This is a genomic window from Okeania sp. SIO3B5 (assembly GCF_010692555.1).
GTDB lineage: Bacteria > Cyanobacteriota > Cyanobacteriia > Cyanobacteriales > Microcoleaceae > Okeania.
Genome location: NZ_JAAHHG010000075.1, coordinates 1 through 19934 on the forward strand (window position 1 = coordinate 1; position 19934 = coordinate 19934).

General features: G+C 39.1%; 5 protein-coding genes, 1 pseudogene and 1 CRISPR repeat array. Of the genes and pseudogenes, 2 read left to right on the forward strand and 4 right to left on the reverse strand.

The window, feature by feature from the left end:
* Nucleotides 1-235: 235 nt before the first annotated feature.
* Nucleotides 236-1135, reverse strand: a pseudogene (locus F6K54_RS12960) (CHAT domain-containing protein); the annotation flags it as partial.
* Nucleotides 1136-1343: 208 nt separating this feature from the next.
* Here F6K54_RS12960 and F6K54_RS12965 point away from each other — a divergent pair.
* Both F6K54_RS12965 and F6K54_RS12970 read left to right on the forward strand, forming a co-directional pair.
* Entirely contained in the window at nucleotides 1344-1637 is a 294-nt protein-coding gene (locus F6K54_RS12965; protein WP_293078090.1) for a hypothetical protein, read from the forward strand.
* 122 nt (nucleotides 1638-1759) lie between these two features.
* A complete protein-coding gene (locus F6K54_RS12970; protein ID WP_293078092.1) occupies nucleotides 1760-2332 on the forward strand; it encodes a transposase in 573 nt (190 codons plus the stop codon).
* A gap of 239 nt (nucleotides 2333-2571) precedes the next feature.
* Here the strand turns inward: F6K54_RS12970 and F6K54_RS12975 are convergent, their stop codons facing one another.
* The 3 genes from F6K54_RS12975 to F6K54_RS12985 form a co-directional block, all read right to left on the reverse strand.
* Nucleotides 2572-4353, reverse strand: coding sequence for a filamentous hemagglutinin N-terminal domain-containing protein (locus F6K54_RS12975; protein ID WP_293078093.1), 1782 nt, complete (start codon nucleotides 4351-4353; stop codon nucleotides 2572-2574).
* 955 nt (nucleotides 4354-5308) lie between these two features.
* A CRISPR array of direct repeats spans nucleotides 5309-5925; the repeat unit is 36 nt; unit sequence CTCCCCCGCTGGAGTTAATGCGGATTAGTTGGAAAC.
* Nucleotides 5926-6416: 491 nt separating this feature from the next.
* Complete coding sequence (locus F6K54_RS12980) at nucleotides 6417-18338, reverse strand: CHAT domain-containing protein (protein WP_293078095.1); 11922 nt, start codon at nucleotides 18336-18338, stop codon at nucleotides 6417-6419.
* 293 nt (nucleotides 18339-18631) lie between these two features.
* Nucleotides 18632-19651 carry a VOC family protein gene (locus F6K54_RS12985; RefSeq protein ID WP_293078096.1) on the reverse strand — a complete coding sequence of 340 codons (1020 nt, stop codon included), beginning with the start codon at nucleotides 19649-19651 and terminating at the stop codon, nucleotides 18632-18634.
* Between the last annotated feature and the right edge of the window lie 283 nt (nucleotides 19652-19934).

Below are 19934 nucleotides of genomic sequence, written 5' to 3' on the forward strand. Positions count from 1 at the left end.
TTTGAGTAGACCACAAAATTATTTTTGGCGCTTAGAGTAGGGAGTAGGGAGTAGGGAGTAGGGAGTAGAAAAATGCTTTTGGGTTGCCCATACTAACTGTAGTCTATCCATGTGAAAAGCGCTATAATCAGCAAGCCCTACATAAATCTATGATTTTCTATAAATAATCTGTTCTATTCCATATCCGTATATCCGTGCCATAATCCGTGTGAGCCACTCCCCCAGCACCGAGGACTTACCAAGGACTACCCACCATAGTAAACCCTGCCCAATAATAGGGATGAGATAAATTCTTATTCTCAAACTTTCTGAGTGCCGACGGTAACACTACAGAGCCATAAGAACCAGTACCCTTTAACTCACCTTCCACAATTACTACTTCCCCTCGCAACATTGCTAACTGTGCCTGCCGTAAAGCTTCTGATTTAATCTTGGAATTATTCAAGTGAGCGTAAAATTCTGTCATTAACCCTAATGTCCCTTCATCACTCACATACCACACACTAGCTAAAGCTGACTTAACTCCTGCTGCTATAGCTAACCCGGCAAAACCTAATTCAGCATTTTGATCTCCAAAGGCAGTACGACAAGCTGACAATACCAACAATTCTACTGGAGGTTGATTCCAGCCTAATTGTCGCATTTGGTCTAACCGTAATTGTTCGTCTCCCCATAATTGAATATATGATTTATTAGCTTTTCCTGCTCTGAACTCTGCATGAGTTGCCAGGTGAATTATGGGATAAGGATAATTTTGTCGTTGAGCTAATAGATTATTGTAAGTGAATTCTTGATTGAGAAATTTTTTGCCTTTCCACAATTTTTGAGAAATAGTTTCTAATTCTATAGGTACTGCTGGTAAAGGAATTTTTCCAATAAACTCACTAGCTCCCATTGCTAATACTTGAGTATCTTCCAGGGTGCGATAGTTACTATCCATTAAGCTGATACTAGGAATCAAACTCAGACTATATTTTTCCACCAGAAATTGTTTCCCGTCGTATAACGCAGCTACAGGTAATGTCCGTAAACCTTCATCCATGCTGAATAGTAAAGTATTGACATTAGCTGCTTCTATTTCAGTTGATAGGGGTGCAATTAGGCGATCGTATAATTTTCGTGCTGGCAACAGATAGTTTTGAGTATAGCGTTCCTCCGGAGTAGTAATATATAAGCGCAACTGTAGCACAAGTTCGATCAATTCCTCGCGCTTGACATCAGGAATAGTTTTGACAATAGGGGTGATTAACAGTTGAATGAAAATTGTAGAAAGTAGTTGCTATTTGTAGAAAAGTGTGTTAATATTAAAGAGGTAATAACTTAAGATGAATTATAGTGGGTGAATGCGACTGGTTGACAGACATATTATTAACCGAACACATAACTTTTGGCGGGTGTGTGATGATTTAGCCTTTAAATCAAAAAACTTGTACAACCTGGCTAACTATTATTGTCGTCAGCATTTTTTCAAGTGTTCAAAAAGTCTAGATTTAACCAAGCTATATCACGCCACCAAAAATAGTGATGCCTATAGAGCATTACCAACTAAAGTATCAAAACAAATAATAAAATGCTTGGTGGCAACTTGGCGTGGTTATTTTCAGGCAATCAAAGAATGGTCACGCACATCCCTGTAAGTTTTTAGGTAAACCAAAAATACCAAAGTACAAGGACAAAACCAAAGGTCGATCGGGTAGTCATATATTCCAAGGAATCAGTCTATAAAGCACCTCTAAAAGATGGTATTTGTCACTTATCCATGAGTGAGATCAAAATACCTATAGTTGTGGATACTGTAATCGAAGTCAGGATAGTACCTGCTACTAGCTGCTATATAATTGAAGTAGTGTATGAAAAGTACACACAGCCACAAATCAACTCAAGATATGTAGCCGGAATAGACTTAGGGATTGACAGATTAGTTGCTCTAGCTACAAATAAGCCTGGTGTCAAACCACTGCTGATTAATGGGAAGCCACTAAAAAGTGTCAATCAATTATATAACAAGCGAAAAGCCAAGTACCAAAGTGCCTTATCAGGCCAGAAAAAAACTAGCCGTAAGATTGAAGTGTTAACCTATAACCGAAATCGTTTTGTGGAGAATTATCTGCATAACACCAGTAAATTAGTGGTTGAGTATTTAACCACAAATAATATTGGTACTGTAGTCATTGGCAAAAATGATAACTGGAAACAAGGTGCAAATATCGGTAAAAAAAACAATCAAAACTTTACCCAAATACCACACTCTAAGCTAATTGAACAGATAACTTATAAATGTCAACTGGCAGGAATCAAGGTAATTGAAACAGCAAGATTGTTACACCAGTAAAACATCTGCTATCGATCTAGAAAAACCAATATGCTATTGAATTCTATGTAGGAAAACGAGTCAAACGTGGTTTATTCAGAAGTGGAACAGGTAAAGTAATTAATGCCGATATTAATGGCTCTCTTCAGATAATCAGAAAGAAATTCCCAGGGGCTTTTACTGCCGAGGGAATAGTGAGCTGTGCCGAGAGCGCCTATATTGGTTAATCCAATATCAAGATAAAAGCTCAGATCGATTTTCTACAGTTTTTGTCGTACGGTATTGCCTGGTGTATATAATACCAATTGCAATTCTTCTGAGTAAGCTGTGACATAGATAATTGCTGAATTATTTTCTGTTTGACGGTCAATTTCTGCCAACACTTCTCTAATATTCGTTGTAGATGTTTTTTGCAGTGAGAGGTTTTTTCCAAAATAGTTGGCAAATGTATCGCTGCGACTATTTTCTATAATTGCTAATTGTTGGAAGTTGGCGAGAGTATTATGGGCTGTCATATTGAGACTATAGATATTCGATGTCATCGTCATCATCTCTCCATGGCTGTCCATTAATAGTTCATTCATACTAATATAATCAGCAAAATTTATACCGTCTTCAATTTGAGCTTCATAACTTTCTAGTAGAGTTAAAAAATCATCAGATTCTAAATTTGGTTCTTTTTTTTCTCTTGGAGTAGTTTCAGGACTAAGTAATACTGTTCCCGTTTCTCCGGTTGTGGCATTAACATCAATATTACCGTCAACCATTATTGCCTCTTTTCCAGAGATATTTACCTCTCCACCATTACCAGAAAATTCTCCTCCAGTAGCACTAATATTTCCGGCAAAATAATTTTTTCCATCTGACAAAATCATGACTTTTCCACCGTCTCCATTCTCAACAGTATCAGCAGAAATAATCGTCTTTTCATTAATCAAAATTTCCACAGAATTAGGAACAATTTCATTACCTTGAAAATCACCAGCAATTGATACTGTACCACCTCCATTTACACCATTAGCATTAATATTGGCATCAATAACTGCTACGCGATCGCCAAATACATTTACCTGTCCCCCAATATTAGATCCCCCCTGACTGCCCTTTGAAAGAGGGGGAGTTGTGGATACATCAATACTTCCAGAGGCAATAACCGTTCCTGGTACGTCATCTATCATAGTATTAAAACTGCCTAATACTACATCACCTTGAGAGTTAATGCTAACAGATGTGGCATGATTTATTTCTCCTCCTGTTAATAACTCTGGTAATAATACTACAGGTAAAAAACTAGGAATATTCTCCCTATTCCCAACTGTTGAAGATACTTCCAAACTTAATAAATGCCCTGGTTGAGAAATTTTTAGAGTACTATTACCTTCTACTGCTGCGATATTAATATTACCACCTGGAGTGGAGAGCTGTCCTGTATTAATAACTGTGCCACCAAGTAAAGTAAGATTATTTTCGGGTTTTAAATTTAGGTTTCCTTCATTAATGATAACCCCTGGGTTTGAGGCGTTAAATTTATATCCACTGGAGTTTCCTACTAGATTTGAGTAGTCATTGTTTCCTATTGCTGTAAACCAGGAGTTGTTGTTATTAAAGCCAATATCAGTAGCTGTGGTGACACTGAATGAAGCAGGAATATTCAGACTGGCATTTTTACCAAATATCACACCTACAGGGTTCATTAAGAGGAGGTTGGAATTACCGCCAACTACTTGTATCAAACCATTAATAATTGAGGCATTTCCACCTGTAACTCTACCAAGAATATTACGAGTATCTGGAGTAGTGAGGAAATTGGCAGTTTGGCCTGAATTGAGGTTGAATTGGTCAAAACTATGGAAGAGGTTTGTCCCGTCTCTACTACGAGTACCTCCTTGAATATCAAATTGATTGCCATTTTGGTTAACTGTTGTATTTGTGCCGTCGTTAGCTGGGGTAATAGATTCAGCTTTTGTCTTGGTTGTAACTACTATTGTTAGTAGAGGTATTAATAGGCATGGGAGATAGCGTTTAACTGTTAAACTTTTCATATCACACAGGAGTTAAATAAATCTGATTTGATTGGGATTATCAAATACTATTTTATTACGGTTAAATGAGGGGTCTCACCCATCTAATATCTGAAAAAAGTCTATAGCGCTGTGCGCAGGCAACAGGCAACAGGCAACAGGCAACAGGAGGAATAAAAAACCGATAATATAAGACTTTTAGGTATTGGACAGTTTTTGTAATTTGTAAATATGCCAGCGCACATTGCTATAACTCCTAACTTCTGACTTCTAACTTCTGACTTCTAACTTCTGACTTCTGACTTCTGACTTCAGAAATTGGGGTCTTACCCATTGTTTTGAATGGGAGTAATTTCAGGAAATTATTTCAAACCTAAGTAAGTAGGTGAAAAAATTTACAAGTACGTCATTGCTACTGGAGCGGAGCGGAAGGAAGCAATCTCAAGGGTTTCAAGTACTTTAACATTTCATTACATAGTGACGTTTATTCGCGCCTACCTACTTAATATCTAAAACTATTTGTGACATCTATAAAAGTGAATTGGTATAACTAACGGATTTGAAAAAAGTCTAACTCCTAACTTCTGACTTCTAACTTCTGACTTCTGACTTCATAAAAATGGGTTGACAATTTGTATGCTTGGAGTTAAGATAAAAAGTAAGGCTATAGGTGTAAAGAACCTCGACAAATGAATAGCAGTAGCTTTTTAGTCATTTTTAGTTTTTTAAGAGTGGTTAAAAGGTGGTTTTTCATCTTTGCATGGTACCCCACATACGCACCTCGAAGAATCGCTGTTAGCAGAGCTTTGCGTTAGCAAAATGCTTATTCTCTCGTTGAACTGCGTTGATGCCATACTAGGCAAGGGTTTGAGCCTTGTCATTTTGGCAAAATTTGCCTGTTTGACTTTTTAATCAAAGGGGTGCGTATATTGGGGGGTCTGAAAGCCTTGTTATGTCGTGGTTCCAAAACGGAACCCTCCCCCGCTGGAGTTAATGCGGATTAGTTGGAAACAACAGCAGGATTTGCAACATCACCAGTGCCACCAATAAAAACTCCCCCGCTGGAGTTAATGCGGATTAGTTGGAAACCTCTTGCAACTAGCTCAGAATCAACCATTGTTAAGTTCTCCCCCGCTGGAGTTAATGCGGATTAGTTGGAAACTTGTATAGCTAGTGTGCCAACTACTGTCAGCGTGAGCTCCCCCGCTGGAGTTAATGCGGATTAGTTGGAAACTTCACTGAACTCCCCTTCAATCTCTAAATAAACCTTATCTCCCCCGCTGGAGTTAATGCGGATTAGTTGGAAACCTCCCAATGACTGGTGTCAAGTCCGGATATACCGGCTCCCCCGCTGGAGTTAATGCGGATTAGTTGGAAACTTCCTGAGCTATCATTCGGTAAATTGGCGTCTGATCTCCCCCGCTGGAGTTAATGCGGATTAGTTGGAAACCTTCATGTACATATCAAAAGCCTGAGGATCAGGTTCTCCCCCGCTGGAGTTAATGCGGATTAGTTGGAAACATTTTTGATCGACCTTCTGGCGTACGAACATATTCACTCCCCCGCTGGAGTTAATGCGGATTAGGAGGTACTGATAACTGATAACTGATAACTGATAACTGAAGTGCCCCAGGTAGTTTAATCTATCTGGGTTTTTTATTTTTAGGACTTAGGCAGATACGCTATATATAGCACTCAAAACTATTGTCCAATAGTACTTAGACTCTATAAATAGTGCCTTGGCGTAATTCCTGATTTTTTAAAATGTTTCGAGTTGCGATCGCAAAGTAGAACATACCTTATATAGAATAAGATTGAACATTGGTCATTGCGACGATAGGAAGCAATCTCAGGGGTGCGCGGAGATTGCTTCCTTCCACTCCGTTCCAGTCGCAATGACTTGGCTATTCCGCGTCTCCACGTCCTCAAAAACCCCCTCTCCGCGTCCCCGCGTCTCCCCCTCTCCGTGTCTCAAAAACCCCCTCTCCGTGTCTCAAAAACCCCCTCTCCGTGTCTCAAAAACCCCCTCTCCGCGTCTCCGCGTCCCCGCGTCTCCCACTCTCCGTGTCCTCAAAAACCCCCACTTACCAAGGACTACCCACCATAGTAAACCCTGCCCAATAATAAGGATGAGATAAATTTTGATTTTCAAACTTCCCTAACTCTAATGGCAATGCCACTGCACCACGAGCTGCTGTTCCCCTTAACTTACCTTCTGTAATAACTACCTCTCCTCGTAACATTGCTAACTGTGCTTGTCGTAACGCTTCTGCTTTAATCTTAGCATTATTTAAGTGACTGTAAAATTCTGTCATTAACCCTAAAGTACCTTCATCACTCACATACCACACACTAGCTAAAGCCGACTTTGCTCCTGCTGCTACTGCTAACCCCGCAAAACCTAACTCAGCATTTTTGTCACCAACAGCGGTACGACAAGCTGACAATACTAATAATTCTACTGGTGGATCGTTCCAACCTAACTCCCGTATTTCGTCTAACTGTAATTTTTGATTACCCCACAGTTGAATATAGGAATTGCTGACAACACCAGGTCGGAATTCTGCATGAGTTGCTAGATGAACGATAGGATAAGGATAATTTTGTCGTTGAGTTAGCAGGTTATTACGAGTGAAGTCTTGATTGAGAAATTGACTACCTTGCCATAACTGTTGGGAAATAGTTTCTAACTCGACTGGTACTGCTGGTAATGCACTTTGAGCAGTGAATTCACTAGCTCCCATTGCTAATACTTGGGTATCTTGAATTGGGCGGTAATTGGTATCCATTAAACTGATACTGGGAATTAAACTCAGGCTATATTTTTCAACCAGGAATTGTTCGCCATCGTGTAATACTGCCACAGGTAAAGTCCGTAAACCTTCATCCATACTGAATAGTAAAGTATCGATATTAGCAGCTTCTAATTCTGCTGCTATGGGTGCAATGAGCCAATTGTACAATTTTTTTGCTGGTGGCAAATAACTTTGAGTCTTGCGACGTGAGGGATTTGTGATTTGGATTCGTAATTGTAGCACAACTTCCATGAGTTGTTTACGATTAGCTGCCGGAACAGTTTTGAGGATGGGGTCGCTGTCTGATGTATATAATACCAGTTGCAGTTCTTCTGGGTAAGCTGTGACATAGATAATTGCTGAATTTTTACCTGTTTCACGAGCAATATCTGTCAGCACTTCTCGGATATTTTTGATGGATGTATTTTGAGTTGATAGATCTTCTCCAAAGCTGTCTTTCAGCACTTCCCCGTTTTCGATGGATATATTTGAAGTTGATAAGTCTTCTCCAAAGTAGTTAGTGAATGAATTGTTCCGATTTTTCTCTAAGGCAGTCAAGGTTTGAAAGTTAGCAGCAACAGTTAGGGGAGTGTTGTTGAGAATATTGATATTTTTTAAAGTATTTTTGATGTCGGTGCTGATGTCAATTTGTTGGCGATCGCCCTTTTTGTCTGGCAAATTAGGATTATTGGTTGTGCTGATCGTACTGTTACTTTGTACTGACTGGATAATATTAGTGACTGTCGGATTTGAGATTGAGTTGTTAGGTGGCAAAATGTTATTTGTTGGAGTAGTTGGAGTAATTGGTGGTGGTACTAAGTTTGTTACTGTTGGATTAGTTGGGGTGATTGGTGGTGGTACTAAGTTTGTTACTGTTGGATTAGTTGGGGTGATTGGTGGTGGTACTAAATTTGTTACTGTTGGAGTAGTTGGGGTGATTGGTGTCTGAGGTAATATTTGTGGCAAGGTATTGTCTATTGGTATTGATGGAGGTGGGGTAATTTGAATGATTTCACCAGTATTAAGTTCTCCTCCTGGTAGGTTAATAATATTTGTTGTATTACCTATTGCTGTTTGGTCTCCAGTAGTAATATTACCTGCTGCTTGATTATTAATACTAGCATTACCTTGGTTTGTTATTGCTGTCTGGTCTCCAGTCGTAATATTACCTGCTGCTTGATTATTAATACTGGCATTACCTTGGTTTGTTATTGCTGTCTGGTCTCCAGTCGTAATATTACCTCCTGCTTGATTATTAATACTGGCATTACCTTGGTTTGTTACCGCTGTTTGGTCTCCAGTAGTAATATTACCTGCTGCTTGATTATTAATACTGGCATTACCTTGGTTTGTTACCGCTGTTTGGTCTCCAGTAGTAATATTGCCTCCTGCTTGATTATTAATACTAGCATTACCTTGGTTTGTTACCGCTGTTTGGTCTCCAGTCGTAATATTACCTGCTGCTTGATTATTAATACTAGCATTACCTTGGTTTGTTACCGCTGTTTGGTCTCCAGTCGTAATATTACCTGCTGCTTGATTATTAATACTAGCATTACCTTGGTTTGTTACCGCTGTTTGGTCTCCAGTCGTAATATTACCTGCTGCTTGATTATTAATACTAGCATTACCTTGGTTTGTTACCGCTGTTTGGTCTCCAGTCGTAATATTACCTGCTGCTTGATTATTAATACTGGCATCACCCTCCTGAGTCGTAGCTGTTTGGTCTCCAGTAGTAATATCCCCTCCTGCTTGATTATTAATATTGGCATCACCAACAGCACTATCAACAGTTTGGTCTCCAGTTTCAATATCCTCCCCTGCCTGAACATCAATACCACCAGCACTTCCAGACTCAGAGCTAGATTGCAAATCTTCAGTAGTGACCGAACCATCAGGAGCAATAATTTGAACTTGTCCAGCCGCTTCTCCACCTTCAGTGGTAACATTTGCAGTTCTAATATCCCCTTGAGTGCTAAAAGTATTCAGAGTAATATTACCACTGGTGCCATTAGGAGCGCGGGTCTGAATAGTCCCTGTATTAATACTACCGCTATTACTTTCGATACTTACATCTCCACTACCTGCATTGCCAAAAGATGCTACATTATTAATATTGACAACACCACTAGCATTCAATTTTATCTCACCCCCAGTACCATCCTCAGCACTAGAATAAGTAGCAATATGATTAATATTTAAGTCGCCGTTATTCAGAGTTTCGATAAATATTCGATCGCCTGTACCGTTAATGGCAGTGGAAAAAATCACACCCGTGTTAATATTGCCGTCATTGTTGCTAATATTAACAGATCCACTACTTTCCCCACCAAAAGAACTAATATTGCTAGTAGTAATGTCTCCTTGACCCCGCTGAATAATCGCAATATTGCCTCCAGTACCCTCTGGAGCATAAGAACTCAGGTTTGCGAGTTCCTGCTCGAAAGTAGTCGCCACATCTTCTGAAGATACATCCGCATCAGTGGGAATATTTACCTCTTCAACTAAAGAACCAACAGTAGTATCAATATTTCCATTAATTGTTTCCAAAGTAATATTACCACCTCTTGCTCCTGCACCGCTAAAGCTTTCGATAAAACCGGTACTAATATCTCCTGTGGCATTGAGAATAACATTTCCACCTTCCCCTTCTTGAGAACTAGAAACTAACTCCCCAGCACTGGTATCTATTGCCCCATCTGTAGTAGTAATAGATATATTTCCACCTGTACCACTACCTCCGGCAAATGATTCAATAGCTGCTGTTGTAATATTGCTATTACCTGTAATAGTCACATCTCCACCATTACCATTACCTTCTGACTCGGAAAAAATGGTATCTACTTGAATATTATCTACACCGATAATCTCTATATTGCCGCCGTCACCTGTTCTCGAAGAAGAAGCTATATCACCATTAGCAGTGTCAATACTACCTGTTTGACTTTGGATTAAAATATTACCACCACGACCCCGGCGATCGGCGCGGGAGTCAATACCAGCAGTATTAATATCGCCGTTACCGATCACACTAACATTACCTCCATCTCCTTGATTACTATAAGAAATGAGTTTTCCTTGAGTTGTTACGTTACCCTCCAGACTCTGGACGCTAATATCGCCCCCAGGACTACCTTTTTCTGACTCAAGCTGAGACTGAGTAATGGTGGCGTTTTCTGTATTTTCTCTTCGTGGTGGAATATCTTCTGGGTCTCCTGCGGAGGAAAGAATTTCATTTGTAGTAATATTACCTTTAGCCTCGAGACTAATATCGCCTCCTTCTCCTCGACGAGAAAATGACGCTATGACTCCTGCTGTAGTATTTATCTCACCTTCAGCTATTAGAGTAATGCTACCTCCACGACCTCCGGTATTTTCTTCAGAGTTAGAATTATCTGTTTGTTGTGGGTTTGCCTGTGATACAGATACATCTCCTGACGAGTTGTCCTGGTTGTTTAAATCTCGCGGCTCGCCACTTGAGGAAAATATATCACCTATTATCAGATCGCCATTACTGGTAATAGTAACATCTCCTGCATCTCCTGAACGTGAAAAAGAAGATAATTCACCATTTGTTGTCTCAACATTTCCGCTTGTACTCTTAAGGGTAATATTGCCACCTTGACCACTACCTCTTGAAGTAGAGTTAATGTCACCTGTGGTCAAATTGCCATTACTGGTAATAGTGACATCTCCTGCATCTCCTGATTCTGAAAAAGAAGATAATTCACCATTTGTTGTCTCAATATTTCCGCTTGTACTTTCGAGAGTAATATTGCCACCTTGACCACTACCTCTTGAAGTAGAGTTAATGTCACCTGTGGTCAAATTGCCATTACTGGTAATAGTCACATCTCCTGCATTTCCTGATTCTGAAAAAGAAGATAACCCGTCCTCACCGTTAGTTGTGTTAACATTTCCGGTGATACTTTCGAGAGTAATATTGCCACCTTGACCACTACCTTTTGAAGTAGAGTTAATGTTACCTGTGGTCAAATTGCCATTACTGGTAATAGTCACATCTCCTGCATTTCCTGATTCTGAAAAAGAGGATAACCCTTCCTCACCGTTAGTTGTGTTAACATTTCCGGTGATACTTTCGAGAGTAATATTGCCACCTTGACCACTACCTTTAGAACGAGAGTCAATATCACCTGTAGTCAAATTGCCATTACTGGTAATAGTAACATTTCCAGCACTTCCTGATTCTGAAAATGAAAATAATCTACCCTCACTGGTATCAACATTTCCGGTGATACTTTCGAGGGTAATATTACCACCATTACCATTACCGTCTGAACGAGAGTCAATACCACCTGTAGTCAGATCGCCATGACTTTTAATAGTCACATCTCCAGCATCTCCTAATTCTGAAAAAGAAGATAATTCATTGCCCATATTGTCGTTACTTGTCTCAACATCTTCATCATTTCCGACTTGTGGCAAAGAAGCTATTTCACGACCCGTGGTATCAATATTTCCATTTGTACTTTCGAGGGTAATATTACCACCCCGACCATTAATATCTGAACGGGAGTTAATATCACTTGTGGTCAAATCGCCACGACTTTTAATAGTTACACTACCACCATTACCAGAAGTGGCAAAACTATTTATTTCTGCTGTGGTAGTTACTGCACCTTCTGTACTTTCAATGCTGATGTCACCACTGCTCCGCCCATTTATTTCTGCTTGTGTTAAGGGTGTGATATTAGTATTATCTTCGGGGTTGCCTGCTTGAGGGTCGCCAGCACTAGAAAGAATTCGTGCTGTTGTAATGTCACCTTTAGCTTCCAGAGTAATATTACCACCGGAACCTTCTCTAGAAAATGACTCTAAGCTAGATTCATCATTAGTTCCCGCGCTAGTATCAATACTTCCCCCTGCTTTCAGGGTAATATCTCCACCATTACTGCTGCCACTCTCGTTTTGAGATAAATTTTCTGAGTCTTCCTGGTCATCTATTCCTCTACCTGCAAAAGAAGAAATTTCTCCAGTTTTGATATCCCCATGACTGGTAAGACTCACATTTCCCGCGCTACCATTACGGGAAGAAGAGGCAAGTTCACCAACCGTTGTATCGATATTACCACCTGTACTTTCTAAAGTAATATTGCCACTTTGACCATCACGGGAACGAGAATCAATGTTACCTGTGGTCAAATCTCCATTACTAATGATAGTAGTGTTTCCTGCATCTCCCTCACGAGAAGCAGCAAATATTCCTGCTGGTTCTTCGTCAATGCCTACGGTATCGATATTACCACCTGTACTTTCGAGGGTAATATCTCCACCCTGACCTCCTTGTGTCTGGGAATCAATATTACCTGTATTAATATCTCCAACAGCTTTGATATTTACACTTCCAGCATTTCCTGCTTGTGACTTAGACACTATTTCACCACCCGTGGTATCAATATTTCCATTTGTACTTTCGAGGGTAATATTCCCACCTTGACCACTACCATCTGAACGAGAGTCAATATTACCTGTATTAATATCGCCCTGACTTTTGATAGTTACATTTCCTGCACTTCCAGTTTTGGACAAAGAAGCTAATTCACCACTGGTTGTATTAATATTTCCACCTATACTTTCGAGGGTAATATTTCCACCATTACCATCTCTTGAGCGAGAGTCAATATTACCTGTGGTCAAGTTCCCATTACTGGTGATGGTAATATTTCCTGCATTTCCTTCTTCAGAAGCAGAAAGTATTTCTGTAACTTCCTCATTTTCTACGGGCCCGGAAATAACACCAGTTGTATCTATATTTCCATTGGTACTTAAAAGAGTAATATTCCCACCTTGACCACTGCCGTTGGAACGGGAGTTAATATTACCTGTATTAATATCGTCCTGACTTTTGATAGTTACACTTCCTGCACTTCCAGTTTCGGACTTAGAAACTAATTCACCACCGGTTGTATCAATATTTCCATTTGTACTTTCGAGAGTAATTTTGCCACCTTGACCACGACCATCTGAACGAGAGTCAATATCACCTGTATTAATATCGCCATTACTGGTAATAGTTACATCTCCAGCATTTCCTAATTCTGAAAAAGAAGATAATTCACTGCTTGTATCGTCGTTACTTGGATCAACATCTTCATCATTTTCTGCTGGTGACAAAGAAGCTATTGCACTACCCGTGGTATCAATATTTCCATTTGTACTTTCGAGGGTAATACTACCACCCCGACCATTAACATCTGAACGGGAGTTAATATCACTTGTTTTCAAATCGCCATTACTTTTAATAGTTACACTACCACCATTACCAGAAGTGGCAAAGCTACTTATTTGTCCTGTGGTAGTTACTGCACCTTCTGTACTTACAATGCTGATATCACCACTGCTCCGGTCATTGATTTCTGTTTCTGTTAGGGGTGTGATCTTAGTATTATCTTCGGGGTTACTTGCGTCGGGGTCGCCAGCGCTAGAAATAATTTCTGCTGTCGTAATGTCACCTTTAGCTTCCAGACTAATATCACCCCCTGAACCTTCTCTAGAAAATGACTCTAACTTAGATTCATCATTAGTTCCTGCAGTAGTATCAATACTTCCCCCTGCTTTTAGGGTAATATCTCCTCCATTACTGCTGCCACTCTCGTTTTGAGATGAATTTTCTGAGTCTTCCTGTTCATCTAGTCCTATACCTGCAAAAGAAGAAATCTCTCCGGTTTTGATATCCCCCTGACTGGTAAGACTCACATTTCCCGCGTTACCATTACGGGAAGAAGACCTAATTTCGCCAGCACTGGTATCAACGTCTGCATCTATACTTTCTAAGGTAATATTACCTGCTTGACCATTAGTTGAACGAGAGTCAATATTACCTGTGGTCAAATTTCCATTACTTGTGATGGTAACATTTCCTGAATTTTCATCAATAGAACCAGAAGATATTTCACCCCCAGTGGTATCAAGGCTACCCCCTGTACTTTCGAGGGTAATATCTCCACCCTGACCTGCTTGTGTCTGGGAATCAATATTACCTGTATTAATATCTCCAACAGCTTTGATATTAACACTTCCTGCATTTCCTCCTTGTGACAAAGAAGCTAATTCACCACTGGTTGTATTAATATTTCCACCTGTACTTTCGAGGGTAATATTTCCACCATTACCATTCAGTGAACTGGAGTTAACATTACCTGTGGTCAAGTTCCCATTACTGGTGATGGTAATATTTCCTGCATCTCCTTGTTCAGAAGCAGAAAGTATTCCTGTGACTTCCTCATTTTCTACGGGCCCGGAAATAACACCAGTTGTATCTATATTTCCATTGGTACTTAAAAGAGTAATACTCCCACCATTACCATTTTTGGAATTGGAGTCAATATTACCTGTAATTAAATCCCCATTACTGTCAAGCGTCACATTTCCAGCATCTCCTGTTTGTGACAAAGAAGATATTTCACCACTGCTTGTATCAATTCCACCTGTACTTTCAATGGTAATATCTCCACCTCGACCGTTCAGTGAACTGGAGTTAACATCATCTGTACTCACATCTCCTTTACTATTGATCGTAATGTTTCCTGCATTTCCTCGTTCAGAAGCAGAAAATATTCCTGCATCTTCTTCTGTCTCAGTTCCCATAGTATTAATGGTATTAACACTACCATTTCTACTTTGAATAGTTATATCTCCTCCTTCACCACCACCTGTCCTTGATTCAATACTCTCAGTCTTAATATCTCCAAAAGCATTGATAGTGACATCTCCAGCATCTCCGGCATCGCCAAAAGTACCTATTTCTCCTGTGGCAGTTATTACACCTTCTGTACTTTCAATAGTGATATTACCACTACTACCGGAATTTATTTCCATCGGTCCATTTGGTGGGGTGTTATTATTATTATTGTTATTGGCAACCCCTGCTTCAGGATCGCCTGCAGTAGAAATAATTTCCCCTGTAGTAATATCTCCTTTGCTAGTTATACTGACGTTACCTCCATCCCCTAAACGAGAAAATGATTCGATAGTTCCTGTGCTAGTATCAATAATACCTTCTGCTGTTAGGGCAATATCTCCTCCACTACCGTTTGCACTCTGAGTTTGATTTGAGTCAGTGTTATCTGTCTGAAATGGTGATGAATCTGCTAAGTCTCCCTCTGCATCTAATGGTTCCCCTGCTGAAGAAAATATATCTCCTGTTTTGATGTCGCCATTACTGGTAATAGTCACATCTCCTCCATTTCCCCTAACGGAAAAAGATGCTAATTCTTCATTACTGGTATCAATATTACCACCTGTACTTTCTAGTGTAATATCTCCACCATTACCGCTACCACCTGAGCGAGAGTCAATATAACCAGTTGTGAGGTCGCCCTGACTGGTAATTGTTACATTCCCACCATCGCCATCAAAAGAGGCAGAAAATATACGGCCCTCAGTTGTATCAACTTCACCACCACTATTTATGGTAATATTTCCACCTCCATCATTACCCATGGTAGAAGCATTAATATCTCCTGTTTGAATATTGCCATCAGCAGTGAGGGAAATATCGCCACCTGTAGTTGATTCAGAATTTGACTGAAGTGTGGTTTGAGTGGTATCAATATTCCCAGTACTAGAAATAGTAATTGTTCCTGGTTGCCGATCGGGAACTGATGTAGATATTTCTTCATTTGCAATAAAATTCCCATCTATATCAAGTTTGATTTCACCGCCTTTTCTAGTAGAAATTCCTGTTTCTTCGCTAACTCCACCAATGGTTAAATTACTTATTGAGTTAATAAATATTCCTTGTTCCCCTGTTAATACTTCTAAGTTATTTACATCTATTCGCAAAGGTGTTTCAGCTAAACCTATGCCACCAGAATCTTGTGTTTCAAATATTGCTTTATCGGCAGTAATTAAAGAATTAGGAGAAACTTGTCTAATATTGCCCTGGTTAGCATTGATTAATAGTTGACCAGTAGTAGTTAAATTAGCTAGATTTATATCACCATTTTCGCCTAAATTTCCTAGTCTAATTGTAATATTGCCACTACCGGAATTTAATGTTGTATTTTCTCTTTGATTAATCGAACCTGCTCCTGGTTCGCGATTATTAGTATTTGCACTATTGTCGTTACCAACTAGAGAAATATTGCTATTGCTTTGAGATGTATCTATATCTGCATTTATATTAATATTTCGTCCAGCTTTTAATTCTATTGCATTTGAACTTTCTATTGCTTCATTAACAGTTATATCATTATCAGCTTGAAGAATAATTTCACCTTCTATTTCTTCAGTAGAAATTTCTGTTACTTCTTCGCTAACTCCACCAATAGTTAAATCGCTGATTGAGTTAATAAATACTCCTTTTTCGCCTGTTAATACTTCTAAGTTATTTACATCTATTCGCAAAGGTGTTTCAGCTAAACCTATGCCACCAGAATCTTGTGTTTCAAATATTGCTTTATCGGCAGTAATTAAAGAATTAGGAGAAACTTGTCTAATATTGCCCTGGTTAGCATTGATTAATAGTTGACCAGTAGTAGTTAAATTAGCCAGATTTATATCGCCATTTTCGCCTAAATTTTCTAGTTTAATTGTAATATTGCCACTACCGGAATTTAATGTTGTATTTTCTCTTTGATTAATCGAACCTGCTCCTTGGTCGCGATTATTAATATTTGCACTATTGTCGTTACCAAATAGAGAAATATTGCTATTGCTTTGAGATGTATCTATATCTGCATTTATATTAATATTTCGTCCGGCTTTTAATTCTATTGCATTTGAACTTTCTATTGCTTCATTAACAGTTATATCATTATCAGCTTGAAGAACAATTTCACCTTCTATTTCTTCTATTTCTGCCGCAGAAAATGTGACATTATCATCTTCGGTTTCGGTGACGTTATCAGCTTCATTTTGTTCCGGTGGCTCATTGCTACTTTCTGACCCTCCTATTATTATATTTTTAGGGTCAAATAATATTGTTCCTGTTTCTCCAAATGCTGCGCTAACATTAACATTTCCATCAAATATTAATTGTTCTTTTCCTGAAATTTCAACAAAACCTCCATCACCATAAAAGTTTCCGCCTTTAGCACTAATATTCCCGGCAAAATTAGTCGTATTATCTGACCAAATTATGACTTGACCGCCCTCTCCATTGTTAATAGCATCGGCAGAAATAATTGAATTATTGTTAACAAAAGTTTGCTGAGAATTGGGAACAATTCCATTACCTTGAAAGTCGCCTCCAATTAATATTTTGCCCCCTCCATTTTGACCATTGGCATTAATATTAGCATCGATAACTGCTACGCGATCGCCCAACACATTTACCTGTCCCCCTGCACTTCCATTAGAGGTATCTGATACATCAATATTTCCAGAGGCAATAGCTACTCCCGCTGTATCAGTCAATTCCAAATTACCCTGAGCATTTATAACCACAGATGAGGCATGATCTATGTCACCACCTGTTAATAATTCTGGTAATGACATCGGTGTAATTGACTGCCCTGATAAATTATTAGCAGTAGGTGATACATCTAAACTCAACAGATGGCCTGGCTGAGATATTCTCAATGTATCTCCACCATTAACTGCAGCGATGGTGACATTACCACCTGCGGTAGATAGTTCACCTGTGTTGATAACCGTACCACCTGTTAGAGTTAAATCTTGTCCAGGATTTAAACTTAAATTTCCTTGGTTAATTATTGCGCCTGGGTTTGAGACATTAAAATTGTAGCCACTGGGGTTGCCTACTAAGTTCGAGTAGTCATTTGTTCCTATTGCCTGAAACCAGAAGTTATTACTGTTGAAACCTATACCTGTGGCAGTAGTAACGCTGAAGGAAGCAGGAATATTGAGACTCGCATTAGGGCCAAATATGATTCCGGTGGGGTTCATTAAGAAAAGGTTAGAATTACCGCCTATGACTTGAATTAAGCCATTAATGATAGAAGGATTTCCACCTGTAATTCTGCCTAGAATATTACGGGTATCTGGAGTGGAGATGAAGTTGGCGGTTTGACCAGAATTGAGGTTAAATTTGCCAAAACTGTGAAAGAGGTTAGTGCCGTTATGAGTACCGCCTTGAATATTAAATTGGTTGCCGTTTTGATTTACAGTCGTTCCTGTACCGTCATTTGCCGGAGTAATAGGTTGACTATAAACAGGAAGAGCAACTGTTCCTAATAGAGACACGAAGCTCATTAGAGGAAAAAGATGTAATGTGATTAGTTTCATATTCTGGACTGAGAGCTAATGGTAAAACTCATAAATATAATCATTACTTACTCCAGTATATCTTTTCTCAAATTGGTATACCTCCTTAATAATGCGGAAGGAAGAGAGGAAAGTTTGCAGTGAAGAAGTTTTTATAACTAATCATCCGAACATGATATAAGAGGGAATAGAGAAGAAGTGGATGGGGACTCATATCAAACCCGGATAATTAGTTATCGAAAACCTTCTGCCTTCTAATTTTATTCTTTCCCCTCTGCCTCCTGCCTTCTGCCTCCTGCCTTCTGCCTTCCTTATTACTTACCAATTAAATTCCAGAAATAACCATCAGGGGCGACAAAAGAAAAACTTTGTTCGCCAAACTCGTTATTAACAATATCTGTAACTTCCGTTGCTGCTGAATTTTTAACTCGGTCAAAATAAAACTTTATATTCTCTACCCGATAAGTATACAAAGACATTCCTAAACAACCAGGTTGCGATCGCTCAAAACAACTTTTCAACTTCATTGCTTCAGGAAATCTAATAATATACATTCTGCCAGAGCGTGCCTCCTGCCAATTTATTGAGGAACGTGGATCGTCAAAAGTTGTAACTCTAAACTTTTCCCCTGGTTGTAAATCAAAAATTTGCCTACCTGCTTCTGAACTTTCATAAGTAGTTTCTGAGTCATCACGCGATCGCAACAAACCTAATACATCCTCATAAAACCTCAATGTTTCTTTGCTATCATCTTGCACCACCATACCTGCATGGGTAAATTGACTGGTTTTGAAAGTACAGTTATGATTAATTTTGCCATATTCGGGCACTGTATAATTGAAACGTTGAAACAATACCTGACGTGTTAATGGTTGCAGTAACATCATTTCCCGCACTCCCACTACCGGATCGATAAATGGGCGACCTTTCTCCATTTTGAAAATCATTTCCCACTGAGGAAAAGTATATTTAATTGGCAAACCTGCTAACTTACCATCCTCAGCATGGTTAAGAATATTCAAAACATCTGCAGTTAAGGTTGTACCCCAACGGTTGCCCAGAACTTTCATTGATGTCATTTCTAAACCTTCATTAGTGGGGTTTTCCCAAGCCATGAGGCGAATTATACCATGATCTATATTTTGGTGTTCTAGTCGAATTGAGCGCAAATTAGAATTTACTCCATATAAATTTTTCACTGTAGGAGCAGTTAATTCTCCTGTTTGCCCGATGCGGTAGCCAAATTGTTGCCAATATTGAATCATTGATAAGGTTTCAGTTATACCTATACAGACTTCGTAAATGCCTTTGATAGTAGGATTTTTCTTCATCATTTTTAGCGCTATTTTTCAAGTAGAGACCTTCTATAGAAGAAAGTCTGTTTTTATTCATAACTTACGCAAAACCGTGATATCTAGTAGGGGCGAATGGCATTTGCCCTCTACAAATAGCGTGTTATCTAAGAATTTGCGTAATTCCTGTTATTAATATAACAATCCTATTTGATTCATGTACAAAATCCCATTATATTTAGAGGATATCTGAAATTTGCCCCCCTAGCCCCCCAATTTTGGGGGGAACAAGAGTCAATTTACTTCTCAAAGTCCCCCAATTTTG

Excerpts from the sequence above, each read along its gene's own strand:
- F6K54_RS12985 (WP_293078096.1), bottom strand. The coding sequence starts at position 19,651 with ATGATGAAGAAAAATCCTACTATCAAAGGCATTTACGAAGTCTGTATA.
- F6K54_RS12965 (WP_293078090.1), top strand. The coding sequence starts at position 1,344 with ATGCGACTGGTTGACAGACATATTATTAACCGAACACATAACTTTTGG.
- F6K54_RS12970 (WP_293078092.1), top strand. The coding sequence starts at position 1,760 with ATGAGTGAGATCAAAATACCTATAGTTGTGGATACTGTAATCGAAGTC.
- F6K54_RS12975 (WP_293078093.1), bottom strand. The coding sequence starts at position 4,353 with ATGAAAAGTTTAACAGTTAAACGCTATCTCCCATGCCTATTAATACCT.
- F6K54_RS12980 (WP_293078095.1), bottom strand. The coding sequence starts at position 18,338 with ATGAAACTAATCACATTACATCTTTTTCCTCTAATGAGCTTCGTGTCT.